Source organism: Caulobacter sp. FG121 (assembly GCF_057809815.1).
The window spans coordinates 413,811-436,019 of sequence record NZ_JBMDKR010000002.1 but is presented as its reverse complement, the minus strand read 5'-3'; the positions used below and the strand labels follow the sequence as shown (position 1 = coordinate 436,019).

Sequence of the window (22,209 nt, the reverse complement as noted above, 5' to 3'; positions counted from 1 at the left end):
GTCAGAATACGGCGATGAAGGTCACCACCACGAACGCGACCAGCATCAGGATGCTGCCGACCGCCAGGGTGACCTGGAGCAGCCGCCGCACGGCCGGCGACAGCAGGTTGGGCTCGGCGGGAATGAAGTCGGGCGCGCGAACGGTCTTGGCCATGGAGGCCTCCTTGGGGTCGTTTCCTCGCGGTGTGCGTTAGACCACACACTCTGTAGGGCCATCGTCCGCGCCGGGTAGGCCCAAGTCAATCGTTCGCGCCGTCAATTCTGAATGGCGTGGGGACATGTACCAAAGGTACGTGTCCCCCAATCCAGCTTCCGGTGCGGCTTGGTTAGGGGACACGTACCTTTGGTACACGTCCCCTGCGGATCACAGTTCGGCCTCCGCGAAGGCCGCCATCGCCGCCTGGAGATACTCCAGCAGGCCCGCCGCACGATCCTCGTACCGCGCCCGGAAGTCCGGATGCTCGCCATACATCGCGGCCAGCCCGGTATAGGCCGCGCGCGTGAGCGGTGATTTCCAGCTGCGCGAGACCCAGGCGTGGTGACGTCGGATCAGGTCGCCAACCGGCGTGCTGTCCGGCGGCAGGCCGTCAGCCATGGCCCGGGCCAGGCCGGACTCGACGGCTTCGAGTTCGGCCTGGAGGTCGGCGGCGTCACCGGCGCTCCACCCCTTCATGACCGTCTTGCTGTGGTCGATTTCAGCCCGGGCTTCCGGGCCATAGCGATCCACCAGCCAGGCCTCATGCTCGGCCTGCTTCCCGGGCGCGAAGCCCAGATAGAGATCCCTGTCGTTCATGTCCGTCGCTCCTTCGAGGGTCGCGAGGGTTTCGTCCAGCGTGCGGAGAAGGCGGCGGTAGCGCCTGGCCTCGGCCTCGAGTTTCGACCGATGGCGGCGCAGGGCGGCCGTGCGATCGAAGTCGGGCGCGGCCAGCACCGCGGCGATGGCCTCCAGCGGAAACTCGAGTTCCCGATGAAACAGGATCTGCTGCAAGCGCAACAGCTCCTCGCGACCATAGTACCGGTAACCGTTCTCTCCGACGCTGGCGGGCCGGAGCAGGCCGATCTGGTCATAGTGATGCAGCGTGCGGACCGAGACGCCCGACATCGTCGCCACCTGTTTGACCGTGTACCTGCTCATGCCGTCCTCGCCGTTGGACAGGGGTATGAGGTCTCACGGGGCGTGAGGGTCAAGCGCGACGTTCAGCAGTGGATGGGCCGGGCCATGACGGGGTTTGCGATTTGCGAAACGGTTGGCTAGGCTATGGGCGTTCAATCCGAGGCGACCATGTCACCCCTTGCCCACGAGGCGCGGGCCTGACGGCCAGTTAAGTCCGTCGAAGGCCCGCTGATCCGCCCGTCCTGACCCCGGTCAGGGCGCGACGTCTCACGCCTCGACATCGGACTGACCTCAGTGAACATCTCCAAACCGCAGCAGCGCACGCTGCACGCGCTCGCCCAGGGCGGCGCCATCACACTCGTGCGCGACCACCGGGGCGGCGTCATCGCCGCCGAATGCCTCAACCGTGATGGCTGGTTGCTCAGCGACTGCACCGTCGCCGTCTTCAAGGCGCTCAAGAAGCGCCGGCTGATCGCCAGCCGCGACGGCGGTCCCTACCGGATCACCCGTGAGGGGCTGCTGAGCCTGCGCAGCCAGCTCGACAATCGCGTGACGATGAAGAGCTGGTGAGGGGCGGGGACATGTACCGCAGGTACGTGTCCCCTAAACTCCGCCGTCGCTCGATTGGGGGACACGTACCTGCAGTACATGTCCCCTACCTGAATCTGAGGAACTGCACCCGCGCCGCGCCGTAGTCGCGGGCGTCGAGCGCTTCGTAGCCGGCCGGGACGACGTCCGGTTCGTCCGAGGCGCGTTCAATCATCACGACCGCGCCGGGCTTCAGCCAGCCGCCCGCCGCCAGGCCCGCCAGCGCCTTCTCGCCCAGACCCTTGCGATAGGGCGGATCCAGGAACGCCAGGTCAAAGGGCTCCCCCATCGCCGATGGACGTAAGCCGAGGTCGGTCGCGTCGCGGCGATGGATGCGCGTCTGGCCGAAGAGGCCCAGGGCGTCGATGTTCTCGCGGATGGCTCCGCGCGCGGCGTCGTCGGTCTCGACGAACAGGCAGAAGCCTACTCCCCGCGAGAGCGCCTCGAACCCCAGTGCGCCAGACCCAGCGAACAGATCGACGACCCGCGCCCCGTGAAGCTCGGGCGCCCAGGGCGCATGCTCAAGGATGTTGAACACCGCCTGCCGCGCCCGGTCGCTGGTGGGGCGGGTCGCGTCGCCCGGCGGGGTCTTCAGGGTGCGGCCGCGATGGGCGCCGGAGACGATGCGCAAGCTATTCGCCCGCCGCTTTGCCGAGCTTGCGGCGAATCGACATGATCACCGCGGAGAAGCCGGCCGCGCCGAGCATCATCCACCAGTTGTCCGGGTCGTACATCATCATCCCCGCGCCCCCCATGGCCGTGGGCACGATCAACAGGATCAGCAGGATGACCAGTCGAAGGCCCAGCGGCAGCGTCTCCTTGAGAATGTCGCCGATGAAGGCGGCGTAGCCCCAGAGCAGGGCGTTCGAGAAGCCGATGGCCGTGATCAGACCCAGGTAGATGACATAGGGATCGCCATGGGGGCCGGCCTCGGCCACCATCCGGCTGCCGAAGGGCAACAGGGTGACAAGGCCGAGGATCAGGAAATTGATCGCCGTCAGCGGCCCGTCCGACCGGCGGAACCGCTGGAAGGTGCGCCGGTGACTCGCCCAGTAGACCGCGACGACCAGGAACGAGATGATGTAGGCGAACAACTCGCGCCACATGCCGGTGATCAGTCCGGCGAAGGTCCTGTCCCAGTGCTCGGGCAGATGCAGTTCGATAGCGAGCAGGGTGATGGCGATGGCGAACACGCCGTCCGACAGCATGATCAGCCGCTCCAGACCGTAGTCCTTCACCGAGCTTTCGCCCTTCAACATGTCCATCGACATCGCCGGCACCCCCGTTCCCTCGGTCCTGTGTGCCGTGCCCGGCGTGTCAGGTCCAGCACGTCGCCGCCATGCGCCCCAGACGGGAGCGGCCTTGACCGCGGAAAGCCGCCGGGAGAACAGGGATCTACCAGGTTTCGCCAGTCCGGGATGCCGTATGCGCACCGCGAGTTTCGCCCTCTGTTTCCTCGCCCTGTCGGCGTCAGCGGCCGCGGCGAGGGACTGCTACGCTCCGACGCCAGAGGAGACCGCACGGTACCAGGCGATCGCCAAAAGACTTGCCGGCGAAGAGACTTCCGGAGCCCTCAAATCCGTCTCCCAGCAGGAGCTGCAATGGGCGCTCCAGCTCGAGCAGCGCGTCACGTCGCAAGGATATCGGCCGACCGAACAGGAAATAGCGACGTATACTGACATCGCCAGGCGACTGGAGGCATCGCCGGTTGGCGCCCCGTCGTCGTCGGCAACCGGCGCTGAGGGTTCGGCACGTGATTTTACGGCGTGGTCGGCGCCGGCCCAGACGCCGGCGCCGCCGCGGGTCAGCGAGCAGGATATGGACTGGGCTCAGGATCTGGCAGCGCGCGTGAAGCGCGGGGAAAATCCCTCCCGCGAGGAGCTTCGCCGCTACGAGGATGTGTACCGGCGGGTGCAGGCATCCCTGGCCGCCAGGCAGCCGCCGCCCCCACCGCCGCTGCCGCCGACCGCGCGGCCAAGTGCAAAGGACCTCCGTTGGGCGCTGGCCCTGGAGGCGCGCGTGAAGCGGGAGAAGAACCTGACCGACGAAGAGACCTCGCGTTACCAGGACATTATTCAGCGGCTTAAGGCATCCGAGGTCGCCGGAACGGCTGAAGCGCCCGCCAGCCTGCCTGCCGTTCGCGAACCCGCCACGCCCATCGAGCCGGTCAGCGAGGCCGAACTGGCATGGGCCGTCGCCTTGCAGACCCGAGCCGAGAGCGGCGGCGAGATATCCGAGGCCGAGAAGGTGCGCTACGGCGACATCTTTCGACGGTACACGTCTCCGCCGGAGCCAACACCGCCTCCGCCGCCGCCGGTGTACCCGCAGCCGTACCCGCCGTACCCGCCGCCGCCGCAACCCACGTGGAATGTCTTTGGAGCCAACGAGGCGGATATCCAGTGGGCGCTCGATCTCGAACGCAAGGTCAAGGGCCCTTGCCCCGCACCCTGATCATCGGCTGACGCAGGGGATGCGTCGCCCCGCCCGGAAACTCAGCGCCAGCGAAGCGGCGGCGCCTCGGCCTTGAGTTTGAGTAGCGCCTCGCGCAGGTGATCCATGAATTCGGCGCGCCTGCCTTCCCAGCGGACAGGCTCGCCGATCAGAACCGCGCAGTTCAGGGGCACGGGAATCACCTCGCCCTTGGGCAGCACACGGCCGGCGCCCTGGATCCACACCGGCGTGACGGGCGCGTCGGGGAAGGCTTCGGCCAGCCGCGCCACACCACTTTTCAGGGCGGCCATCTCATCGCTGGCGTCGCCACGCGTGCCTTCCGGAAACACCACGATGATGTCGCCGGCCGCGAGGGCCTCTCGCGCCGGCGCGAGCACATCCTCGCCGGTCCCCGCCTTGCCCCGCGCGACGGGCACGATGCCGATCAGATTGCGTGAGAACCAGCCGATCACCGGGTCACGCAGGAAGTAGTCCGCCGCCGCCGCCGCCGGCCGCACCCGCATCACCGCCCGGCTGGGGAAGATGCTGAGCAGCAGCAGGGTGTCCATGTGGCTGTTGTGGTTGGCCGCGACGATGGCCGGACCCTTCAGCGGCAGGTGCTCGCGACCGGTGACGTCGGCGCCCGTCATGAACCGGGCGATCGGCCGGATGATCAGCAGAAGCAGCAGCCAGCGAATCCAGCCCATCGGACGTCCCCTCAGAATTTCGCCAGCGCGAACCAGGCGAGGAGGTGGAAGTACAGCGGCGCGGTGAAGGTAAGGCTGTCAATCCGGTCGAGGATGCCGCCGTGGCCGGGAATCAGGTGCGAGGTGTCCTTGACCCCGATGTCGCGCTTGATTGCGCTCATCGTCACGTCGCCGGCGAAGCCCGCCACGGGCAAGACTAGGGCCATGGTCGCCAGGCCGACGCCCTGCAGGGGCGTGAACAGCGGCCCGACGAACCAGATCAGCGCGGCGGTGGTCGCCCAGCCGCCGAGGAAGCCCTCCCAGGTCTTGTTGGGGCTGACCCTGGGGATGATCTTGTTGCGGCCGAACAGCTTGCCCCAGACGTACTGCGCCACGTCGTTGAATTCGGTCGCGACCAGCAGGAAGAACACCAGCCCCGCCGCGCCCGCGGGCGCCTCGGCCGCCGGCGTGCGCATCAGGAAGGCCGCGTAGCCGATGTTGTAGACGCAGGTCATCAGCCCCCAGTGGAACAGGGCGACGCTCGACAGATAGCCCTTCGTCTGGCCGATCACCGCCATCAACCAGGGCAGGATCAGGAAGGCATAGACCGGGATGATGACCAGATAGATGCCGTAGATGTCGGCGGCGACGAAGGCGTAGCTGACCGGAATGGCGAGGTAGCAGGCGAGGATGATCAGCCGGTCCTCGCGCCGGGTCGGGGCCAGGGACAGGAACTCCCGCAGGGCGATGAAGCTGACCACGGCGAACAGGGCCAGCGTCGCCTGCCAGCCCAGCAGCAGGGCGCCGGCCAGCAGGCCGATCATCACCCACCAGCTGGACATGCGTTGGCGCAGTTCGCGGTAGTCTTTCGCCGGTCGGGCGAGCGTCAGGCCAGCGGCAACCGCGCTGCCCAGCACCAGCAGACCGCCGATGCCGCCCAGACCCCACAGCAGGGCCGGCGGCTGGGCGGCGAAGAAGGTCTCGATCCGGTGGATGAAATTCATTCAGAGGTCCTGATCGAGCGGGGCCGCCCTGAGGCAAGCCTTGCATAGCATCCCTGCGTCCTTCGAGACGCCCTCTTCGAGGGCTCCTCAGGATGACGAGGACGGGTGGATTGCACCTCGGGTCGTCATGGTGAGGAGCGAGCCTCAAGCGAGCGTCTCGAACCACGCAGGGACCTTGCCGCGCGGGGTGATCCGGTCAAGGGTCCGTGCATGCAGAGGTTGATGAAATCGAGCCTCGTCCATGTCGCCTTCGGCTTCCTGCTGATGGGCGGCTGGGCGCTGTTCGCCAATCGCGGCCACGGCCTGGCGGCCGCCTGGCTGCCGGCGCTGGCGCAGGGGACGCTCTCGGGCGCCCTGACCGGCGGGTTGAAGAAGACCCTGGAGGCGCTCGACTGGCAGATCGCCGGGCCGCTGGCCTACGTCGTTCCGCCGGCGGTGACCGCGGGGTCGATCCTGGCCCTGCTGGTTCTGGTCCACCGTATGATCGGCACGCCGGAGCTGGTCGACACGATCGCCTTCCCGTGGAGCGTTTCGACGCTGTACGCCATTGTCTACAACGCCGGGCTCGTCCGGGCCCGCCGGAGCGCCGCATGACCGAGACCCCCGAGAACCGCCGCCCGCTGAAGACCCGCTCGAAGGCCTGGGCCGGAGCGCTGGCCGCCTCGCTCGGCAAGGCGCGGATCAGCCCCGACATCATCTCGCTGTTCTCGATCGTCTTCGCGGTGTTCGGCGCGGGCCTGCTGCTCCTCGCCGGGCTGGAGGACCAGACCGGCCTTCGGGCGGCCTGCCTGATCGGCGCGGCGGTCTGCGTCCAGCTGCGGCTGCTCGCCAACATGCTCGACGGCATGGTGGCGGTGGAACACGGACTGGGCTCCAGCGCCGGGCCGATCTGGAACGAGCTGCCCGACCGGATCGCCGACGCGCTGTTCCTCGTCGGCGCCGGTTATGCGGCCTGGGGCCTGGGCATGACGGCGGGTTCCTGGCTCGGCTGGACGACCGCCCTGCTGGCGGTGCTGACGGCCTATGTGCGCGAGCTTGGGCGAGGGCTGGGCTTTCCGGCGGATTTCTCGGGACCGATGGCCAAGCCGCACCGGATGTTCGCCCTGACGGTCACCTGTCTGGTCGCGGCGGTTGAACCGCTGTGGGGCGGGCACGGGCAGGTGCTGATGATCGGGCTGGGCGTGATCGCGGCGGGCACGGTCTCGACCCTGGTCCGCCGTACGCGGACGCTGGCGCTTCGGCTGGAAGCGCAGCGGACCGAGCGGGAACACGCGAAATAGTAGCGCTGCTCCCGGCCTTCGCCGGGATTAGCGGATTGGGGGGCTATTTCCGCTTGCCCGGCCCGCCGGCCCGAGGCCCCTTGGGTCCGCCCGTGGGACGCGGGCCACGCGGCACCGTCGGCTTCGGTGCGCCGGAGGGTTTCACGAAGGTCCGTGGCTTGGCCGCCCCGTCAGGTCGCGCCGCACGTTCAGGACGCGCCGCGCCTGCCGCCCGCGTGCCCTTCGGCGTCTCCGACCAGTGGGCCTTGGCCTTGCCGGCGGGCGGAGCCTTCTTCGGCGTGCGCAGGCCGCCCGGCTTTTTGGGTTTGGCCTTGGCCCAGCCAGGCTTCTTGACCTGTCGCTCGCCTTTCAGCTCACCGGACTCCTGGCCGGGACGCAGCGCGTTGCGGTGAGGTTTCGCCGCCGGGGCCGCGCCGCCGACGCCGTCCTCTGCGCCGCTGCGGCGGCCGGCGGACAGGGCCGGCTTGAATTGCACCGCGTTGCCGGCGGGCATGTTGGCGGCGGGAATGAAGTCGACCAGCAGTTCGCGGATCACACGGGGGCCAACCTCTTCGACCTCGCCGGGGGCGAGCGTACCCAACGAGAACGGTCCGTAGCTCAGGCGCAGCAGGCGGTTGACCTTCAGCCCGATGGCTTCCAGCACGCGGCGAACTTCGCGGTTCTTGCCTTCGGTCAGGGTGACCGTGATCCAGACGTTGCGCGCGCCGTCTCGGTCGCCGGTGGCCTTGTCGAGGTGGGCGTCAATCGCGCCGTACTTCACGCCCTCGACCGTGATGCCGTCCTTCAGTTTGTCGAGCTTCTCCTGGGTCGTGTAGCCGAACGCCCGGGCGCGATAGCGTCGGATCCACCCGCTTGAGGGCAGTTCCAGCGCCCGCGACAGGGCCCCGTCATTGGTCAGCAGCAGCAGGCCTTCGGAATTGATGTCGAGGCGGCCGATCGAGATGACGCGCGGAAGACCGTCCGGCAGGGTCTCGAACACCGTCGGGCGGCCCGCCGGGTCGTTGTGGCTGGTCAGCAGGCCGACCGGCTTGTGATAGCGGAACAGGCGCGTGGGCTCGGCGCCGCCGACCACCTCGCCGTCGACCGTGACGATGTCACCCGGCTCGACCTTTACGCCCGGCGTGGTCAGGGTCTGGCCGTTGATCGCCACCCGGCCTTCGCCGATCAGCCGCTCGACCTCGCGGCGCGAGGCGACGCCGGCCCGGGCCAGGACCTTGGCGACGCGATCATTCTGTTGGGAAGAATCCTGTGCAGTCATCAGACGTGCTCCTTTAGAAGGCTGTGTCGCCTCCCGGCGATACCGGCCCCTTTAAGCATGGAATGACGGTCCCCGCCACGTGAGCCCGCTCAGCGACATCGACGCGATGCAGATCGCTCTGGCGGAGGCCCGGGACGCCGCCGCGCGCGGCGAGACGCCTGTGGGCGCGGTGATCCTCGATCCGGCGACCGGCGCGATCATCTCCAGGGCCGGCAACGGCCCGATCGGCGCCCACGACCCCACGGCGCATGCAGAGATCGCGGCTATGAGGCTGGCGGCCGCGGCGCTGGGCAACTACCGCCTGACCGGCCTGACGCTGGTTGTCACGCTTGAGCCCTGCGCCATGTGCGCCGGGGCCATCAGCCATGCGCGTATCGGGCGCCTGGTGTTCGGCGCGGACGATCCGAAGGGCGGCGCGGTGTTGCATGGCCCGACGTTCTTCGACCAGCCGACCTGCCACTGGCGGCCGGAGGTAACCGGCGGCGTTCTGGCGGACGAGAGCGCTGATCTCCTGCGCGGCTTCTTCCGGGCGCGGCGGGGGAAGTGACGCCGGCGTGATCCTGGGGCAGGCTGCGGTCCGGCTCTCGGAGGGTCAGCCATGAAACGTCTCGCGATCGTTCTGACTTTGCTGGCCACGCCGGCATTCGCCGGAGACACCTCAACCGTCGCTGATCTGGCCTGGATGGCCGGTGACTGGTCACAGGAAACGGCCGGCGGCACGGTCCGCGAGACCTGGCTGCCGCCCTTGCAGGGATCCATGGCCGGGCTCACCCAGACGCACAGGCCGGGCAAGCCCGTGGTGACCGAGTTCAGCACGATCACCACCGAGCGCGCGGGCGTGACCTTTACCGCCTATCTGAAGGGCCAGCCGCCGACGCCCTTCGTGCTCACGCCTGGCGAACCCGGCGTCGCCGTGTTCGAGAATCCGGACCACGACTTCCCCCAGCGGGTCATCTATCGCCGCTGCGGACTGGATCTCTGCGCGCGTATCGAAGGGACGATCAACGGAGTGGATCAGGGCATGGACTGGCGGTATCGCCGGCTGCCCTGAGCGCTATGCCGCCGCGGCGCTCCTGACAGCTTCCTGAAGGAGGGCGGCGTTGTCCATCAGCAGGCGGAACGGCGTGACCGTCGAAGAGGGCTCCACGCGATGAACGCCGTGGGCCGCGATGGCGCTCAGCTCGCCCTTCATGCCGTCCACCACCATATGACCCGCAAGAACCGCGCGGAGATCAGCGGCATGCAGCGCGGCGAACCGGGTGACGTCGGCCGGGCCGCCGTTCAACAGCGCAAGCGAGACTGCGCAGTACCTGAGTTCACCGGCCAGCGAGAGCAGGGCGGCCGGGCTGACCTGATTGCTGTCCGGGTCACTGAGGACAAAGCCCCCCGGAATGACTTCGCCGAACCGTCGCGGTCGCATCCAGTGAGCCACCAGCCATGTGGCGACGATCCTGCGCACGATCAGAGTCGGCGTCTCGACGCCGGCGACGACCCGCTCGGGGTTGCTCAGAATGCGAAGGCAGGCCAGTGCGGTCATGTCCGCACCATCCCCGCGAGGTGTTACCAACCCTGAACGGGAGCGCGTGGCGCGTTGTCGCACAATGAGGGGTTGCGTCACCCGGTCGCACGCAGGACGGGTACAGTGTCCCTAGCTGAAAGATTCCCGAAGGCGGAAGTCCAGCCGCTCTCGCACCGCCTGCCAGTCATAGTCGCAGATCGAGAGGACCGCCGTGTCGCGGACATGGCCGGTCCAGGTGATCTTGTGGTTGCGCAGTGTGCCTTCCTTGGTCGCGCCGAGCTTCAGCACGGCCGCCTCACTGCGGGCATTGCGCTCGTCGACCATGAACTCCACCCGGATCGCGCCGGCGTCGAAGGCCTGGGCCAGCATCAGCTGCTTGGACTCCGGATTGACCGGCCCCGATCGAACGTCCGGATGCAGAAAGGTCGCGCCGATCTCGACGCCCTTGTGAAGCCGCCGGATGTTGAGAAAACTGGACGTGCCGACGACGCGTTTGTCGGACAGCCGGCGGATGGCGTAACCGATCCGTTCACCGCGTTCGGTCTCGCCCTGCAGCGCGCCCCAGAAGTCGCTGAAGCCTTCGCCGCAGCCGTTGACCGACATGATCTCCCAGGCCTCGGGATCGCAGTCGATCGCCCCGCGCAACTCGTCCTTCAGGTCGGCCGTGATCGGTTCAAGCCGCACATAGCGGCCTTTGAGAAGTTTCGCTTTCAGGTTCATGCGGACCAGAGTGCCCAAGCTGCGTGCGGTTGGAAACAGCCTACGAAGATTTAATGTGGCGTCTTAGAAAATTTATGTCTTATATAAAAATAACGCTATCACATCTGGAGCGGCCACAATGCCGTACGACGCTTCCGACACGTCTCTCCGCCGGCAGGCCATCTTCCTGCAGGCCGCCGCGACCATCATCGTCGCGGGGACCGTCATCAACTATCTGCGCATCGGCGGGGTGATCCCCTTCCTGTTCGCCCTGTTTGGAAACGGCCTGGGCCAGGTGGAGATCGATGGTTTCCTCAAGGGACTGGCCCTGGCGCTGCCCAGCTTCTGCTATGCCGGCGCCGTCCTGGCGGCGGGCGGCATCTTCGGCAGGATTGCTACCGGCGAGATCTTCAGCGCCCGCAACAGCGCGACGCTGGGCGCGGTCGGCGGCTGGCTGTCGGTGGGCGCGCTCGTCGCCATGCTGGTGACGCCGACCGTCGTCGACTTGCTCGACCTGGGCGCGCTTCGCTTTCGTACGGAGCCTACGGACATGCTGATCGCCGTGATCGGCGGCCTGATCCAGATGCTGGGTTTCGTCCACACCCGGGCGACCGCGCTGCGGTCCGAACTCGACCAGATCATCTAGGGGGGAAGTATCATGTCCAACGCAAAACTGACCGATCAGGCCAGAACCTTCGAAGTCATCGCCTGGATCGCCGTGGTGACGCTGTCTGTGCAGTTCCTTGTTTTACTTAAGGTGCTGACGCTGATCGGTCCGATCGCCGAAGCCATCCGGTTTCGCGATACGACGGGGCTGAGAGAGGTGTTCCAGCCCGTGCTGTACCGACTGGTCGATGTCCTGCCGGCGCTGATCTACCTTGGCGGCGTCCTGGCCGCCGCCCGGATCTTCGGCCGGGTGGCCGGGGGCGAACTGTTCTCCCGCGCCAATTCACAGGGCCTGGCCGAGGTCGGATCGTCCCTGTTGTGGGGCGCGGCCGCCAGCGCCCTGATCGTGCCCTGGATCAAGAGCTGGCTGGAAGGCGAGTACGGGTTCGGCGGCATTCACCTGGAGACCGAGACCTGGGTCATCGCAGTCATCGGCGGCGCCATCCTGATCCTCGGCAAGATGATGGCCCAGGCCGGGCGACTGCAATCGGCGCTCGACGAGATCATCTGATACGTGCCCGTCATCGTAACCCTCGACATCATGCTGGCCCGCCGCAAGATGAAGGCCCGCGATCTGGCCCAGCGTATCGGGCTGTCGGAGACCCAGCTGTCCCTGCTGCGGACCGGCAAGGTCCGGGGCATGCGGTTCGACACCCTGTCGAAGCTCTGTGCCGTGCTCGAGTGCACGCCGGGGGAGCTGCTGGACTACAGGTATGACGAGGGGGATCTGACGGTGACGGCGGACCCGGAATGATCCTCCCCTCTGAGAGGGGAGGATCGACTTCGGTGCTTGCCCCCCGCGTCAACGGGGTGATACCTTCCCTTCAAACAACCGTTTGAAAAGGGCAGGGCCGACCCATGGACTTTGATATCTCCCCCAAGCAACGCCAGTTCCTCGACCGCGTCGTCGCGTTCATGGACGAGCACATCGCCCCGGCGGTGCCGCGCTACAATGAGGAAATGAACGTCCTCGGCGACGAGCGCTGGAAAGTGGTCCAGGTCGTCGAAGAGCTGAAGGAAAAGGCCAAGGCCGCCGGCCTGTGGAACTTCTTCATGCCGCCGCACAGCGGCCAGACGCACGTGGATGACACCTTCCAGTTCGAGGGCATCCAGCTGACCAACCTCGAATACAGCATGATCGCCGAACAGATGGGCAAGATCGGCTTCGCGTCCGAGGTGTTCAACTGCTCCGCGCCGGACACCGGCAACATGGAAGTGCTGATGCGTTACGGCACGCTGGAGCAGAAGGAGCGCTGGCTGCGCCCGCTGATGAACGGCCAGATCCGCTCCGCCTTCCTGATGACCGAGCCGGACGTCGCCAGCTCCGACGCGACCAATATCGAAACCGACATCCGCCGCGACGGCGACGAGTACGTCATCAACGGCCGCAAGTGGTGGTCGTCGGGCGTGGGCGATCCGCGCTGCAAGGTGGCCATCGTCATGGGCAAGACCGACCCGGACAACGCCAGCCGTCACCAGCAGCAGTCGCAGGTCCTGGTGCCGCTCGACGCGCCGGGTATCGAGATCGTGCGCATGCTGCCGGTGTTCGGCTATGACGACGCCCCGCACGGCCACGCCGAGGTTCTGCTGAAGAACGTCCGCGTGAAGGTCGAGGACGCCCTGCTGCTCGGCGAAGGCCGCGGCTTCGAAATCGCCCAGGGCCGGCTCGGCCCGGGCCGCATCCACCACTGCATGCGCACCATCGGCACGGCGGAAGTCGCGCTGGAAAAGATGTGCAAGCGCCTGATGAGCCGCAAGGCGTTCGGCAAGTACCTGTCCGATCACTCGGTCTGGGAACAGCGCGTCGCCGAGGCCCGCATCGACATCGAGATGTGCCGTCTGCTCTGCCTCAAGGCGGCCGACATGATGGACAAGGCCGGCAACAAGTCGGCCCGTCTGGAGATCGCCATGATCAAGGTGGCGGCGCCCCGCATCGCCCTGAAGATCATCGACGACGCCATCCAGGCCCACGGCGGCGCCGGCGTGACCACCGACTTCGGTCTCGCCTCAGCCTACGCTCACCAGCGCACGCTGCGCCTGGCGGACGGCCCGGACGAAGTCCACTGCCGCACCATCGCCCGCGATGAATTCGGCAAGTACGGCGACCTGAAAATGCAGCAGAAGAACGAGCGCGACCGCTCGCTGGAAGTCGCCGGCATCCGCTAGGCGTCACGTCTGCCCGAAAATGACGAACCCCGCCGGTGGAAACGCCGGCGGGGTTTTTCGTGGCGCGGGGCGCTACTTCGCCTCGACGATGTCCCCGCTCTGGATCGCGCCGGGCAGCAGGGCAAAGGGGACCTCGGCGCCGGTGAACGCGACCGGAATGCCGACGCAGTCCAGCGGGCCGGGGCTGTCGCAGACCTGGAAATGCAGGTGCGGCTCGGTCGAGGAGCCGGAGCTGCCCACCTGGCCGATCACCGCGCCGGCCTTGACGGTCTGACCGGGCTTCACCCGCGCCGAGCCCGGCTTCATGTGAACGTAGACGCTGTACTCTCCCCACGGATGGCGGATGACCACGTAGTTGCCGGCCAGGAACGCGTCGCCCCTGGCCATGCCTTCGGCCTGCCATGCCTGGATGCGGCCGAAGTAGGCCTCGGTCGTCTCGTCGGGGCGGCGGAACTGGGCCGGATCCTCGATCTGGTCCGAGACCACCGCGACAACCTCGCCGTCCGCGGCGGCCCGAATGCTTGCGCCGTACACGGCGTAGTCCGTGAACTTCGTCCCGTCCCCGCGATGGGTCGAGCCCTCGTCCGCCAATCTGACGATGTCATAGGCGAACGCCTCCGGCGGGGCCCAGCGGTGATGGGTGTGCGGGCTGGGCCCGGCCTGGACGTAGAGCCGGCCGACCAGCGGAAACAGATAGCGGGCCTGCGGCGGTGCGCCGTCGATGGCGACCGTCGACTGGCCCAGCACCGCACCGTCGGCGGCGCGAGCGGTGATGCGCAGGCTGTCCCGCGCGCCGGTCCAGGCGAACATCTGGTTCGTCACCAGCAGGCCTTCGCCGGCGGCCAGGGACGGACTCGCGGCCAGTTTCGCGTCGGGCTCGCCCAGCACGTCGCCGAACAGGAAGCCGAGCTGGCCCATCATGCCTGAGGCCTGCAGGCCGGCGCCGCCCTTCGCCGTGCGTTCGAGATCGGCGGCGTGAAGGGTGCGGGTTTCCATGACATCGCCCCCGCGCATCACCTCGAACAGCAGGGTGTCAACGGTGATCGGCGCGTCGCCCGTATTGATGATGGCGGCGTTGGGCAGCAGCAGGCTCTGGACGCCGCGCGTGCTGTCGAGCGGGTAGATGTGCAGCGGCGCGTGCGGGAACGTCCTCACGGACGCGGGCGCCGTCTGCGCCTGGGCGGTCCCGGCCAGGACAAGGGAAAACAGAAAAGCGGCGGTGATCGACGTACGCATGGACAGCCCTCCAGCGGTTTGTTTCGCGGAAGGAACCACAGCGCGCCGCTCACCGCCGCTTAATTCCCGGTAACCCGGGAAGACCGACGATCTAGGGGTAGACTATCGGCACGGTCACCGCGGCCCCGCCGGCGGGTACGGTGATCTTCACTTCGCTGAAGGTGGGGCGGTGACCACGGGCCCACTGGCCGCTCATGCCCCAGCCTTCCTTCGGCTTGCCGTCGGCCTGATGGGCCATCTGCATGTCGCCGTCCGCGTCATGCAGCACCATCACCGCATAGTCGCCCGGGGGGACGTTGTGGACGACGACGGTTTCGTCGCCGGCCGAGTCGCCGCCGGCGATCGAGCCGAACCGGCCCATGGGTTTCATGAATTCGTCGCCCGACTGCAGGGATACCAGCACCTTGCCGCCGCGGGCCTGCACGCCCGTCAGCGTCACCGTCACATCCGCGGCCATCGCCGCGCTCGCCATGCCAGCGCCGATCATCAGCGCCGCCAGGCTCAAAGCAATCCGTTTCATGGGTAGTTCCTCCGTTGAGACAATGAACTTTATAAATCAAAGTACATTGTCGTCACGTTACGTTTTCGTCATGTCGCGTCGCCTTCCCCATCACGGGGTGGGCGATCTCTAGATGTTGAACACCGGCCCGTCGGTCAGCTGCCGGCTTTCCCAGAAGGGCAGCGACAGGGTCAGACCCATCAGGACCTCGACCAGGACCAGCTGGACGTTCCGGGGATCGGTCTGCCGGTCGAGCACGCTCGACGCCACCCGGCCGATTGCCGAGCCCGCCCACAGCAGCGACAGGGCCAGCGCCATGGTCGCGCCGAGGCTGGGGTAGTAGCCGAGCAGACCCGCCGTACCCGCGTGCGCCATCAGCATCATCGCCCCGAAGCCCCGCGCCATGGCCAGACCGCCGGGCGCCGTTTCCAGCGCCGTCAGGCCGCGGACCTGAAGCGCCTCATGCGGCCGGGCGAGCGCGAATCCACCCAGACCCCCGGCGAGACAGCAGGCGAGCACGGCCAGAACATAGGGGATCAAGACGTCACTCCGGCGCGTGGCATACGGCTTCGACATTGAGGCCGTCAGGGTCGAGCACGAAGGCTCCGTAGTAGTTGGGGTGATAGTGAGGCCGAAGACCCGGAGGGCCATTGTCGCGCCCGCCCGCGGCGACGGCGGCGGCATGGAAGGCGTCGACGGCTTTGCGATTCGGCGCGGCCAGGGCGACATGCAGTCTGCCCGTGACCGGCGCGCCGTCGCCGATCCAGAAGTAGGGCCGCCCCTGCGAGCCATAGCCGAGGTGGCCCGTGCCGCCCGTCTGCTCAGGGGTGACTTCCATGATCACCGCTATCCCCAGCGGCGCGAGGGCCGCGTCATAGAAGGCGCGGGACCGGGTCAGGTCGCTGACGGTCGCACCGACATGATCAAGCATGGTGAACTCCTTCGCTTGCCGCCGATCCTACCGGTTAAAAACGGACGCCGGGAGGGCTTCAATCGGCAGCCGTTCCCTTGACTCCGACGGACCGCGACCCTAACTGCCCACCGTCGTTGGCACTCGGGGTTTGCGACTGCTAACAGCAGCGCCCCCGAGCGTCCGCGAAGACCATTCAAACCAGAAAACGCACACGGAGACGACCCGATGAAGTTTCGTCCTCTTGGCGACCGCGTCCTTGTGAAGCGCGTCGAGGAAGAACAGAAGACCAAGGGCGGGATCATCATCCCCGACACGGTCAAGGAAAAGCCGCAGGAAGGCGAAGTCATCGCCGTCGGGCCTGGCGCCCGCGACGATGCCGGCAAGGTTCACGCGCTCGACGTGAAGGCCGGCGATCGCATCCTGTTCGGCAAGTGGTCCGGCACCGAAGTGAAGGTGGACGGCGAAGACCTGCTGATCATGAAGGAAAGCGACGTCCTGGGCGTGGTCGAGAAGTAACCCTTCTCCCGCCGCCTGCGCTTCCCCCACATCTGATAGAAAGAGAGCTCCGAAATGGCCGCCAAAGACGTCTATTTCTCTTCCGACGCGCGCGACCGCATGCTGCGCGGCGTCAACATCCTCGCCAACGCGGTGAAGGTGACCCTCGGCCCCAAGGGCCGCAATGTCGTGATCGAAAAGTCCTTCGGCGCCCCGCGCTCGACCAAGGACGGCGTTTCGGTCGCCAAGGAAATCGAACTGGCTGACCGCTTCGAGAACCTCGGCGCCCAGCTGATCCGTGAAGTCGCCTCCAAGACCAACGACAAGGCCGGCGACGGCACGACGACCGCCACCGTTCTGGCCCAGGCCATCGTGGTCGAAGGCCTGAAGTCGGTCGCGGCCGGCATGAACCCGATGGATCTGAAGCGCGGCATCGACAAGGCCGTGATCAAGGTCGTCGAGGAGATCAAGTCGACCTCCAAGAAGGTCTCGGCCAACAGCGAAATCGCCCAGGTCGGCACCATCTCGGCCAACGGCGACGCCGAAGTCGGCGAGATGATCGCCCGGGCCATGGAAAAGGTCGGCAACGAAGGCGTCATCACGGTTGAAGAAGCCAAGACCGCCGAAACCGAACTCGACGTCGTCGAAGGCATGCAGTTCGACCGCGGCTACCTTTCGCCCTACTTCGTGACCAACGCCGAAAAGATGGAAGTGCAGCTCGAAGAGCCGCTCATCCTGCTGTTCGAAAAGAAGCTCTCGGGCCTGCAGCCGCTGCTGCCGGTGCTGGAAGCCGTGGTCCAGTCGGGTCGTCCCCTGCTGATCATCGCCGAAGACATCGAAGGCGAAGCCCTGGCCACCCTGGTGGTCAACAAGCTGCGCGGCGGCCTGCGGGTCGCGGCCGTCAAGGCGCCGGGCTTCGGCGATCGCCGCAAGGCGATGCTGGAAGACCTCGCCATCCTGACCGGCGGCCAGGTGATCAGCGAAGACCTGGGCATCAAGCTCGAGAACGTCACCCTCGAAATGCTCGGCAAGGCCAAGAAGGTCACCATCACCAAGGACGACACCACGATCGTGGACGGCTCGGGTGACAAGGACGGCATCGAAGCCCGCATCAGCCAGATCAAGCGCCAGATCGAAGACACCACGTCCGACTACGACAAGGAAAAGCTGCAGGAACGTCTGGCCAAGCTGGCCGGCGGCGTTGCCGTGGTCCGCGTCGGCGGCGTGACGGAAGTCGAAGTGAAGGAAAAGAAGGACCGCGTCGACGACGCCCTCAACGCGACCCGCGCGGCCGTGGAAGAAGGCATCGTCCCCGGCGGCGGCGTCGCCCTGCTGAAGGCCTCCAAGGTCCTCGAAGGCCTGCTCGGCGACAACGCCGACCAGACTGCGGGCATCGCCATCGTCCGTCGCGCCCTGCAGGCCCCGATCCGTCAGATCGCCGAAAACGCCGGCGTTGAAGGCTCGATCGTCGTCGGCAAGGTGCTGGAAAGCAACGACCCGGCCTTCGGCTTCAACGCCCAGACGGAAGTCTACGGCGACCTGGTGAAGATGGGCGTCATCGACCCCGCCAAGGTCGTTCGCACGGCTCTGCAGGACGCGGCCTCGGTCTCCGGCCTGCTGATCACCACCGAAGCGGCCATCGTCGAAGCCCCGAAGAAGAACGCGGGCGGCGGCGCCGGCGGCATGCCGGGCGGCGGCATGGGCGGCATGGGCGACATGGACTTCTAGGGAAGTCCATTTAGTCGCCCATCACGAAAAGTGGTCGGATCGGCGCAGGCCGATCCGACTGGCGACATGGACTTCTAGTCCAGTCGACTTCGCTAAAATGATTGAGGGCGGTTCCGGAAACGGAGCCGCCCTTTTTCGTTGCGGTTTACGCTACTCCCGCTCTTCCCGCGGCCCGATCAGCATGTGGCCGAACCAGCTGGTCACGCCGACGACGATGGCCGCCAGCAGGGCGGGGACGAAGCCCGCCACGGTGAAGCCATCCATCAGCCAGGCGGTCAGGGCGATCATGCCGGCGTTCACCACCAGCAGGAACAGGCCCAGCGTCACCAGGGTCAGGGGCAGGGTGAAGAAGATCACGACCGGTCGAACGATGGCGTTGACCACGCCGAGCACCAGAGCCGCGATCACCAGGGTCTGGGTGTCGGTGAAATGGACGCCGTTGACGAATTTCTGGGCCAGCCACAGCCCGGCCATGCCGAACAGGGTGCGCAGGACAAGCCTGACGAGCAGCATCGCGAAGTCTCCGTTTCTGACCCCGCGAGCCTAGACCCGCCCGCGCGCCGTCTCCAGCCTGATTACGTCGCCACCGGATCGTTCGCGGGAAGGCAGGTCTCCACCGGCACCGCGTAGAGATTGGCCATGAATTCCAGCGACGCCCGCTCGATCAGCGTCCGCACGCCCAACTGCAGCGGCTCCATCTCGCCGCGGCCGGCGGAGATGTCGATGATGTTGGAGCCGAGGAAGCTGAAGGCGCCGCCGCCGACTTCCCGGCCGATGATCTGCTTCTGGTAGCTGATCACATCGACGATGCGCATGGTGCGGGTGTCGATCAGGCGCAGGTCGATGCCGATGTTCATCACATAGGTCTTGCCGCTGACCACGCCCTTGGTCGACGTCGCGCTGGATCCGCCGACGGAGGCTTCGAGGCTGCCCGAACGGATGTTGTAGTTCAGCTCGGTGATGCCGCCGGCGATGACATAGTCGGACCCCGCGTACTGGCCGGCGGTGATCGGGCGATAGCCGCCCACGGCCTGGCCGCTGTCGGACAGCAGCTTGTTGTTGGCGTACCGCAGTTCCAGTTCGGGCACCGACGTGTCGACCCGCTCGACCATCTCCGCGCCGGCCTTGGCCAGGGCCGTGATGGCCATCAGCGATCCACCCTGGGTCAGGCGCGGGCCGGCCAGGCCGTCCTCCTGCTTCCCGGTGTAGTCGGCGATGCGGCCGACGGCGATGGTCGGCGAGCGGCGGCCGGCGTTGCGGGCGGCCAGGGCCAGGCAGACAAGGCCCGGTGAATAGGGCGTGGCGTTGGCTGTCGCCGGGGCCGATCCGATCGGCCGGGCGTAGTAGCCGGCGGTGTCCACCTTCGGCGGCGTCGAGGCGCAGGCGGTCAGGCCGGCGGCGGCCAGAAGGGTCGCGAGCGTGCGGGCGAGGGCGCGGGTCATCAGTGATCCTTCTGGCTGGCGGAGCCGGCCGTGGCGGTGACGTCGCCGGTGTTGGTCTGCACCGCGTCGACGATGATCGTGTTCCAGGAGCCGGTCGCCAGAACGGTCAGCTGGTTGCCGACGGCGCTGGCGCTCAGGCCGCCCGCCGTGGGCAGGGGGCTGTCGGCGATGCCGCCGGTCATGGCGGTCGAGCCGGCCGGCCGCAGGACGCCGTTGACGATCACCAGGTTGCCGCTGGCGTCGCGCAGCGAATAGTCGGCCGGCTGGCCGCTCATCATGCCGGTCCCGCCCCCGCCCATCGATCCCGCCGTCGGCAGGGCGGCAGGCGCGGTCTGGGCGGTCGCTGGCGACGCGGCGGCGGCAAGCAGGGAGAGGGCGAGGATGACTCGGGTCATGTCGGTTTCCGCCGATTTGAGAGAGGGAGGGCGCCCGCCGGGGAGTGGCGGGCGCCCCGAGGGTCGTCAGAAGCCCTTGACGGTCAGGGTGTTGCCGATGGCCGCCGAGGTGGCCGAGACCGCGCCGGAGACGTTGCTGACAGACAGGTTGGCCGCCGAGGCCACGGCCGCGCCGTTACCCTGGTACGAGCCGAGGTAGCCGAAGTCGCCGTTGACGGTCATCGAGTTGCTGATGGCCGCGGCGGTCGCGCTGACGTCGTCGCCCACGCCGCTGATCTTGGCGTCGAGGGACGCCGTCGGGTCGTAGTTGGCGTTCTGGGTGTTGTTGATCGAGCCGGCGTAGTTGACGTTGATCGTGCCGCTGTTGGCGATGGCGGCGGCCGTCGCTTCAACCTTGCCGTCGATGTCGGTCAGGGTGCCGTTCAGCTGGGCCACGGCGTCGCCGCGGAAGAACTGGTTGTTGCTGACATAGCCGGCCTGGCCGCCGTCGATGGTCACAGTGTTGCCGATGGCCGCGGAAGTCAGCGACACCGCGTCCTGAACATGTTGCACAGTCGCGTTGAGCGTCGACTTGATGTTGGCGCTGTTGTTCTGATTGGTCGACACGTTGCTTTCAGCAGCCTGAGCGGCGCCGGAAGCAAAAAGAACCGCCGCGGCGGCGAAGTACACTAGCTTTTTCATCTGAATTCTCCAGTTCGCCGGTTATTCGGCGAAAGAACATCAGCAACGCTCGTGCCAAAGGCTTTAATATTCAGGTAGTATTAATCCGAATAAACATTTGAATCGTCTCGTTAACACTCGGGAAATCATGCTCGACGCGTGACGATGTCTTGCGGATGAATCCCGCAATCCGGGTTCCCCCGGCAGGCGAGTGGCGGGGGCTCAATGGTTTACGGTGCGCGTGTTGAAGACGGCCCGGCCGGCCGCGCGATCGCGGGACGATGTTGCAACATGGCGCGGAACGGGACGCCGGCCTGTGCCGCGTCGACACAGCCGGCGGTCGGCGTCAGGCGCCGAGGCCGTCCTTGAGCTCGGCGATCAGGGACAGATAGTCATCACCCGTGAAGCGGCGCGGCTCGACCATCCGCGACCGGTAGTCCCAGAACTCGACCGAATGCTCGAGCATGCCGACCGACTCACCGAGGTTGATGAACATCTGCGGCGCCCTGAGCAGGAAATTGCGGAAGCCGACGGGATCCTGGGTCTGGGTCAGACCGCGATAGGCGCTGTCATAGGCGAAGAGGCTGGCCTGCACCGATCGGGAACATGTCATGACGGCGGTCGAGATCGCCCGGATCATGCCGTTGGCCTCGTCGATCTGCGAGCGACTGATATGCCGCTTCGGGCGGATCTCGGTCAGGCCGCCGATCAGGCCGGGGACCTTGGCGTCAACCCGTTTGAACAGCCACTTGTAATAAAGCAGGCCCTTCCAGCCGAACATCCCGTCCCGGAAATCCTCGGGCGACATACGCAGCACCTGCTGTAGCGGGCGCAGGTCATCGTCGTACTGGCTGGAGAGCATCTTGCGCGCCAGGCGCAGGACCGCCGCGTTGGCCGGCACGCCGGACAGCGCCATCGAGACCAGCAGGCTGATCTCTTCCAGTACGAAGGCTTCCATCCCCTCGATGATCGAGGCGGTCAGCTCGAAGTAACGGGGGTCGGCCGTGCGGCCCATGCGGCTCAGCCATTCGCGCAACAGGAACGGGTCGAACGACGGAATCTCGTCGAACTCCCGCAACAGGATGCCGTCCGGCGAGTCCGTGAAGTCACGGATGCCCGTGGCGTCCGCCATCATCGTGCTGAACCAGCCCTCGCTGATGAAGGCGGTCTTGCCGCCAAGCGCGAGATTGTTCGGGTCCAGCGGGATGATGACCTTGGTCGCGGTCGGCCGGAAGCCCGGGAAGTTCAGGCGCTCATCGGGCCGCAGGCGGTGCTTGATGATGAATGATCGGGCGAGGACCGGACTCTGGAAAAGCGGCGGGTCCATCGGCGCGCCGGAGCGGGCGGCCTTGGCGTGGGCCTGCACGAGATTCAGAATCCGCGATGACGACCTGGCCGCCATCAGGTTTTCCAGGCTTCCCGCGGCCCGTC

30 protein-coding genes are annotated in these 22,209 nt (G+C 67.0%); 12 read left to right on the top strand and 18 right to left on the bottom strand.

Annotated elements, in window-relative coordinates; genetic code table 11:
- Window position 1: 1 nt before the first annotated feature.
- Entirely contained in the window at window positions 2–154 is a 153-nt protein-coding gene (locus tag ACODSL_RS08140) for a hypothetical protein (protein WP_488900164.1), read from the bottom strand.
- Window positions 155–364: 210 nt separating this feature from the next.
- Window positions 365–1,135 (bottom strand): MerR family transcriptional regulator, encoded by a 771-nt coding sequence (locus ACODSL_RS08135; RefSeq protein ID WP_488900163.1) that lies wholly within the window; start codon window positions 1,133–1,135, stop codon window positions 365–367.
- Window positions 1,136–1,408: 273 nt separating this feature from the next.
- On the opposite strand from ACODSL_RS08135, the gene ACODSL_RS08130 reads away from it, so the two are divergent.
- Complete coding sequence (locus ACODSL_RS08130) at window positions 1,409–1,684, top strand: YjhX family toxin (protein WP_488900162.1); 276 nt, start codon at window positions 1,409–1,411, stop codon at window positions 1,682–1,684.
- Between the two features lie 85 nt (window positions 1,685–1,769).
- Here the strand turns inward: ACODSL_RS08130 and rsmD are convergent, their stop codons facing one another.
- Window positions 1,770–2,333 (bottom strand): 16S rRNA (guanine(966)-N(2))-methyltransferase RsmD, encoded by a 564-nt coding sequence (gene rsmD, locus ACODSL_RS08125; protein ID WP_488900161.1) that lies wholly within the window; start codon window positions 2,331–2,333, stop codon window positions 1,770–1,772.
- A gap of 1 nt (window position 2,334) precedes the next feature.
- Window positions 2,335–2,967, bottom strand: coding sequence for a TMEM175 family protein (locus ACODSL_RS08120; RefSeq protein WP_488900160.1), 633 nt, complete (start codon window positions 2,965–2,967; stop codon window positions 2,335–2,337).
- A gap of 160 nt (window positions 2,968–3,127) precedes the next feature.
- Here ACODSL_RS08120 and ACODSL_RS08115 point away from each other — a divergent pair, with 160 nt between their 5' ends.
- Complete coding sequence (locus ACODSL_RS08115) at window positions 3,128–4,153, top strand: hypothetical protein (protein WP_488900159.1); 1,026 nt, start codon at window positions 3,128–3,130, stop codon at window positions 4,151–4,153.
- Between the two features lie 41 nt (window positions 4,154–4,194).
- Here ACODSL_RS08115 and ACODSL_RS08110 read toward each other — a convergent pair whose 3' ends face one another.
- Both ACODSL_RS08110 and ACODSL_RS08105 read right to left on the bottom strand, forming a co-directional pair.
- Window positions 4,195–4,839 (bottom strand): lysophospholipid acyltransferase family protein, encoded by a 645-nt coding sequence (locus tag ACODSL_RS08110; RefSeq protein WP_488900158.1) that lies wholly within the window; start codon window positions 4,837–4,839, stop codon window positions 4,195–4,197.
- An 11-nt stretch (window positions 4,840–4,850) separates the two neighbouring features.
- Window positions 4,851–5,822: a phosphatidate cytidylyltransferase gene (locus ACODSL_RS08105; protein ID WP_488900157.1), complete on the bottom strand. Its 972-nt coding sequence runs from the start codon at window positions 5,820–5,822 to the stop codon at window positions 4,851–4,853.
- 222 nt (window positions 5,823–6,044) lie between these two features.
- Here ACODSL_RS08105 and ACODSL_RS08100 point away from each other — a divergent pair, with 222 nt between their 5' ends.
- Window positions 6,045–6,416 carry a hypothetical protein gene (locus ACODSL_RS08100; RefSeq protein WP_488900156.1) on the top strand — a complete coding sequence of 124 codons (372 nt, stop codon included), beginning with the start codon at window positions 6,045–6,047 and terminating at the stop codon, window positions 6,414–6,416.
- Window positions 6,413–7,102, top strand: coding sequence for a CDP-alcohol phosphatidyltransferase family protein (locus ACODSL_RS08095; RefSeq protein ID WP_488900155.1), 690 nt, complete (start codon window positions 6,413–6,415; stop codon window positions 7,100–7,102). Before ACODSL_RS08100 ends, ACODSL_RS08095 begins: the two co-directional genes overlap by 4 nt.
- Before the next feature lie 43 nt (window positions 7,103–7,145).
- Here ACODSL_RS08095 and ACODSL_RS08090 read toward each other — a convergent pair whose 3' ends face one another.
- On the bottom strand, window positions 7,146–8,360 hold the full coding sequence (locus ACODSL_RS08090; RefSeq protein WP_488900154.1) for a pseudouridine synthase: 1,215 nt from the start codon (window positions 8,358–8,360) through the stop codon (window positions 7,146–7,148).
- Between the two features lie 106 nt (window positions 8,361–8,466).
- On the opposite strand from ACODSL_RS08090, the gene ACODSL_RS08085 reads away from it, so the two are divergent.
- Entirely contained in the window at window positions 8,467–8,907 is a 441-nt protein-coding gene (locus tag ACODSL_RS08085; RefSeq protein ID WP_488900295.1) for a nucleoside deaminase, read from the top strand.
- Between the two features lie 51 nt (window positions 8,908–8,958).
- Window positions 8,959–9,411, top strand: a complete 453-nt coding sequence (locus tag ACODSL_RS08080; RefSeq protein WP_488900153.1) for a DUF6265 family protein — start codon at window positions 8,959–8,961, stop codon at window positions 9,409–9,411.
- Between the two features lie 3 nt (window positions 9,412–9,414).
- On the opposite strand, the gene ACODSL_RS08075 is transcribed toward ACODSL_RS08080, so the two are convergent.
- Both ACODSL_RS08075 and ACODSL_RS08070 read right to left on the bottom strand, forming a co-directional pair.
- Entirely contained in the window at window positions 9,415–9,897 is a 483-nt protein-coding gene (locus ACODSL_RS08075; RefSeq protein WP_488900152.1) for a hypothetical protein, read from the bottom strand.
- Window positions 9,898–10,008: 111 nt separating this feature from the next.
- Window positions 10,009–10,599 carry a GNAT family N-acetyltransferase gene (locus ACODSL_RS08070; RefSeq protein ID WP_488900151.1) on the bottom strand — a complete coding sequence of 197 codons (591 nt, stop codon included), beginning with the start codon at window positions 10,597–10,599 and terminating at the stop codon, window positions 10,009–10,011.
- Window positions 10,600–10,717: 118 nt separating this feature from the next.
- Between ACODSL_RS08070 and ACODSL_RS08065 the strand changes: the two genes are divergently transcribed.
- The 4 genes from ACODSL_RS08065 to ACODSL_RS08050 all read left to right on the top strand — a co-directional run bounded on the left by ACODSL_RS08065 (window position 10,718) and on the right by ACODSL_RS08050 (window position 13,410).
- A complete protein-coding gene (locus ACODSL_RS08065) occupies window positions 10,718–11,224 on the top strand; it encodes a hypothetical protein (RefSeq protein WP_488900150.1) in 507 nt (168 codons plus the stop codon).
- A 12-nt stretch (window positions 11,225–11,236) separates the two neighbouring features.
- Window positions 11,237–11,755, top strand: a complete 519-nt coding sequence (locus ACODSL_RS08060; RefSeq protein ID WP_488900149.1) for a hypothetical protein — start codon at window positions 11,237–11,239, stop codon at window positions 11,753–11,755.
- A gap of 3 nt (window positions 11,756–11,758) precedes the next feature.
- Window positions 11,759–11,998 (top strand): helix-turn-helix domain-containing protein, encoded by a 240-nt coding sequence (locus ACODSL_RS08055; RefSeq protein ID WP_488900148.1) that lies wholly within the window; start codon window positions 11,759–11,761, stop codon window positions 11,996–11,998.
- A 104-nt stretch (window positions 11,999–12,102) separates the two neighbouring features.
- Window positions 12,103–13,410 carry an acyl-CoA dehydrogenase family protein gene (locus tag ACODSL_RS08050; protein WP_488900147.1) on the top strand — a complete coding sequence of 436 codons (1,308 nt, stop codon included), beginning with the start codon at window positions 12,103–12,105 and terminating at the stop codon, window positions 13,408–13,410.
- A 72-nt stretch (window positions 13,411–13,482) separates the two neighbouring features.
- Here ACODSL_RS08050 and ACODSL_RS08045 read toward each other — a convergent pair whose 3' ends face one another.
- The 4 genes from ACODSL_RS08045 to ACODSL_RS08030 all read right to left on the bottom strand — a co-directional run bounded on the left by ACODSL_RS08045 (window position 13,483) and on the right by ACODSL_RS08030 (window position 16,076).
- Complete coding sequence (locus ACODSL_RS08045) at window positions 13,483–14,646, bottom strand: M23 family metallopeptidase (protein ID WP_488900146.1); 1,164 nt, start codon at window positions 14,644–14,646, stop codon at window positions 13,483–13,485.
- A 91-nt stretch (window positions 14,647–14,737) separates the two neighbouring features.
- Window positions 14,738–15,166 carry a DUF2141 domain-containing protein gene (locus ACODSL_RS08040; protein WP_488900145.1) on the bottom strand — a complete coding sequence of 143 codons (429 nt, stop codon included), beginning with the start codon at window positions 15,164–15,166 and terminating at the stop codon, window positions 14,738–14,740.
- A 108-nt stretch (window positions 15,167–15,274) separates the two neighbouring features.
- A complete protein-coding gene (locus ACODSL_RS08035) occupies window positions 15,275–15,685 on the bottom strand; it encodes a DUF4345 family protein (RefSeq protein WP_488900144.1) in 411 nt (136 codons plus the stop codon).
- Between the two features lie 4 nt (window positions 15,686–15,689).
- Window positions 15,690–16,076, bottom strand: a complete 387-nt coding sequence (locus ACODSL_RS08030) for a VOC family protein (RefSeq protein WP_488900143.1) — start codon at window positions 16,074–16,076, stop codon at window positions 15,690–15,692.
- Between the two features lie 207 nt (window positions 16,077–16,283).
- Here ACODSL_RS08030 and groES point away from each other — a divergent pair, with 207 nt between their 5' ends.
- Window positions 16,284–16,574, top strand: a complete 291-nt coding sequence (gene groES, locus ACODSL_RS08025; RefSeq protein WP_488900142.1) for a co-chaperone GroES — start codon at window positions 16,284–16,286, stop codon at window positions 16,572–16,574.
- 54 nt (window positions 16,575–16,628) lie between these two features.
- Window positions 16,629–18,281 (top strand): chaperonin GroEL, encoded by a 1,653-nt coding sequence (groL, locus tag ACODSL_RS08020; protein WP_488900141.1) that lies wholly within the window; start codon window positions 16,629–16,631, stop codon window positions 18,279–18,281.
- A 150-nt stretch (window positions 18,282–18,431) separates the two neighbouring features.
- Here the strand turns inward: groL and ACODSL_RS08015 are convergent, their stop codons facing one another.
- The 5 genes from ACODSL_RS08015 to ACODSL_RS07995 form a co-directional block, all read right to left on the bottom strand.
- The gene (locus tag ACODSL_RS08015; RefSeq protein WP_488900140.1) at window positions 18,432–18,794 is read right to left on the bottom strand and encodes a phage holin family protein; all 363 of its coding nucleotides are present in this window, start codon (window positions 18,792–18,794) and stop codon (window positions 18,432–18,434) included.
- 62 nt (window positions 18,795–18,856) lie between these two features.
- A complete protein-coding gene (gene hfaB, locus ACODSL_RS08010) occupies window positions 18,857–19,723 on the bottom strand; it encodes a holdfast anchoring protein HfaB (RefSeq protein ID WP_488900139.1) in 867 nt (288 codons plus the stop codon).
- Window positions 19,723–20,118, bottom strand: coding sequence for a holdfast anchoring protein HfaA (gene hfaA, locus ACODSL_RS08005; RefSeq protein ID WP_488900138.1), 396 nt, complete (start codon window positions 20,116–20,118; stop codon window positions 19,723–19,725). Before hfaA ends, hfaB begins: the two co-directional genes overlap by 1 nt.
- Window positions 20,119–20,184: 66 nt before the next feature.
- On the bottom strand, window positions 20,185–20,799 hold the full coding sequence (locus tag ACODSL_RS08000) for a hypothetical protein (protein WP_488900137.1): 615 nt from the start codon (window positions 20,797–20,799) through the stop codon (window positions 20,185–20,187).
- A 325-nt stretch (window positions 20,800–21,124) separates the two neighbouring features.
- Window positions 21,125–22,180, bottom strand: coding sequence for a hypothetical protein (locus tag ACODSL_RS07995; RefSeq protein ID WP_488900136.1), 1,056 nt, complete (start codon window positions 22,178–22,180; stop codon window positions 21,125–21,127).
- Between the last annotated feature and the right edge of the window lie 29 nt (window positions 22,181–22,209).

Coding starts and splice junctions, on each gene's coding strand:
- ACODSL_RS08140 (WP_488900164.1), bottom strand. CDS start 154: ATGGCCAAGACCGTTCGCGCGCCCGACTTCATTCCCGCCGAGCCCAAC.
- ACODSL_RS08135 (WP_488900163.1), bottom strand. CDS start 1,135: ATGAGCAGGTACACGGTCAAACAGGTGGCGACGATGTCGGGCGTCTCG.
- ACODSL_RS08120 (WP_488900160.1), bottom strand. CDS start 2,967: ATGGACATGTTGAAGGGCGAAAGCTCGGTGAAGGACTACGGTCTGGAG.
- ACODSL_RS08115 (WP_488900159.1), top strand. CDS start 3,128: ATGCGCACCGCGAGTTTCGCCCTCTGTTTCCTCGCCCTGTCGGCGTCA.
- ACODSL_RS08110 (WP_488900158.1), bottom strand. CDS start 4,839: ATGGGCTGGATTCGCTGGCTGCTGCTTCTGCTGATCATCCGGCCGATC.
- ACODSL_RS08105 (WP_488900157.1), bottom strand. CDS start 5,822: ATGAATTTCATCCACCGGATCGAGACCTTCTTCGCCGCCCAGCCGCCG.
- ACODSL_RS08100 (WP_488900156.1), top strand. CDS start 6,045: ATGAAATCGAGCCTCGTCCATGTCGCCTTCGGCTTCCTGCTGATGGGC.
- ACODSL_RS08095 (WP_488900155.1), top strand. CDS start 6,413: ATGACCGAGACCCCCGAGAACCGCCGCCCGCTGAAGACCCGCTCGAAG.
- ACODSL_RS08090 (WP_488900154.1), bottom strand. CDS start 8,360: ATGACTGCACAGGATTCTTCCCAACAGAATGATCGCGTCGCCAAGGTC.
- ACODSL_RS08085 (WP_488900295.1), top strand. CDS start 8,467: ATGCAGATCGCTCTGGCGGAGGCCCGGGACGCCGCCGCGCGCGGCGAG.
- ACODSL_RS08080 (WP_488900153.1), top strand. CDS start 8,959: ATGAAACGTCTCGCGATCGTTCTGACTTTGCTGGCCACGCCGGCATTC.
- ACODSL_RS08075 (WP_488900152.1), bottom strand. CDS start 9,897: ATGACCGCACTGGCCTGCCTTCGCATTCTGAGCAACCCCGAGCGGGTC.
- ACODSL_RS08070 (WP_488900151.1), bottom strand. CDS start 10,599: ATGAACCTGAAAGCGAAACTTCTCAAAGGCCGCTATGTGCGGCTTGAA.
- ACODSL_RS08065 (WP_488900150.1), top strand. CDS start 10,718: ATGCCGTACGACGCTTCCGACACGTCTCTCCGCCGGCAGGCCATCTTC.
- ACODSL_RS08060 (WP_488900149.1), top strand. CDS start 11,237: ATGTCCAACGCAAAACTGACCGATCAGGCCAGAACCTTCGAAGTCATC.
- ACODSL_RS08050 (WP_488900147.1), top strand. CDS start 12,103: ATGGACTTTGATATCTCCCCCAAGCAACGCCAGTTCCTCGACCGCGTC.
- ACODSL_RS08045 (WP_488900146.1), bottom strand. CDS start 14,646: ATGCGTACGTCGATCACCGCCGCTTTTCTGTTTTCCCTTGTCCTGGCC.
- ACODSL_RS08040 (WP_488900145.1), bottom strand. CDS start 15,166: ATGAAACGGATTGCTTTGAGCCTGGCGGCGCTGATGATCGGCGCTGGC.
- ACODSL_RS08030 (WP_488900143.1), bottom strand. CDS start 16,076: ATGCTTGATCATGTCGGTGCGACCGTCAGCGACCTGACCCGGTCCCGC.
- groES (WP_488900142.1), top strand. CDS start 16,284: ATGAAGTTTCGTCCTCTTGGCGACCGCGTCCTTGTGAAGCGCGTCGAG.
- groL (WP_488900141.1), top strand. CDS start 16,629: ATGGCCGCCAAAGACGTCTATTTCTCTTCCGACGCGCGCGACCGCATG.
- ACODSL_RS08015 (WP_488900140.1), bottom strand. CDS start 18,794: ATGCTGCTCGTCAGGCTTGTCCTGCGCACCCTGTTCGGCATGGCCGGG.
- hfaB (WP_488900139.1), bottom strand. CDS start 19,723: ATGACCCGCGCCCTCGCCCGCACGCTCGCGACCCTTCTGGCCGCCGCC.
- hfaA (WP_488900138.1), bottom strand. CDS start 20,118: ATGACCCGAGTCATCCTCGCCCTCTCCCTGCTTGCCGCCGCCGCGTCG.
- ACODSL_RS08000 (WP_488900137.1), bottom strand. CDS start 20,799: ATGAAAAAGCTAGTGTACTTCGCCGCCGCGGCGGTTCTTTTTGCTTCC.
- ACODSL_RS07995 (WP_488900136.1), bottom strand. CDS start 22,180: ATGGCGGCCAGGTCGTCATCGCGGATTCTGAATCTCGTGCAGGCCCAC.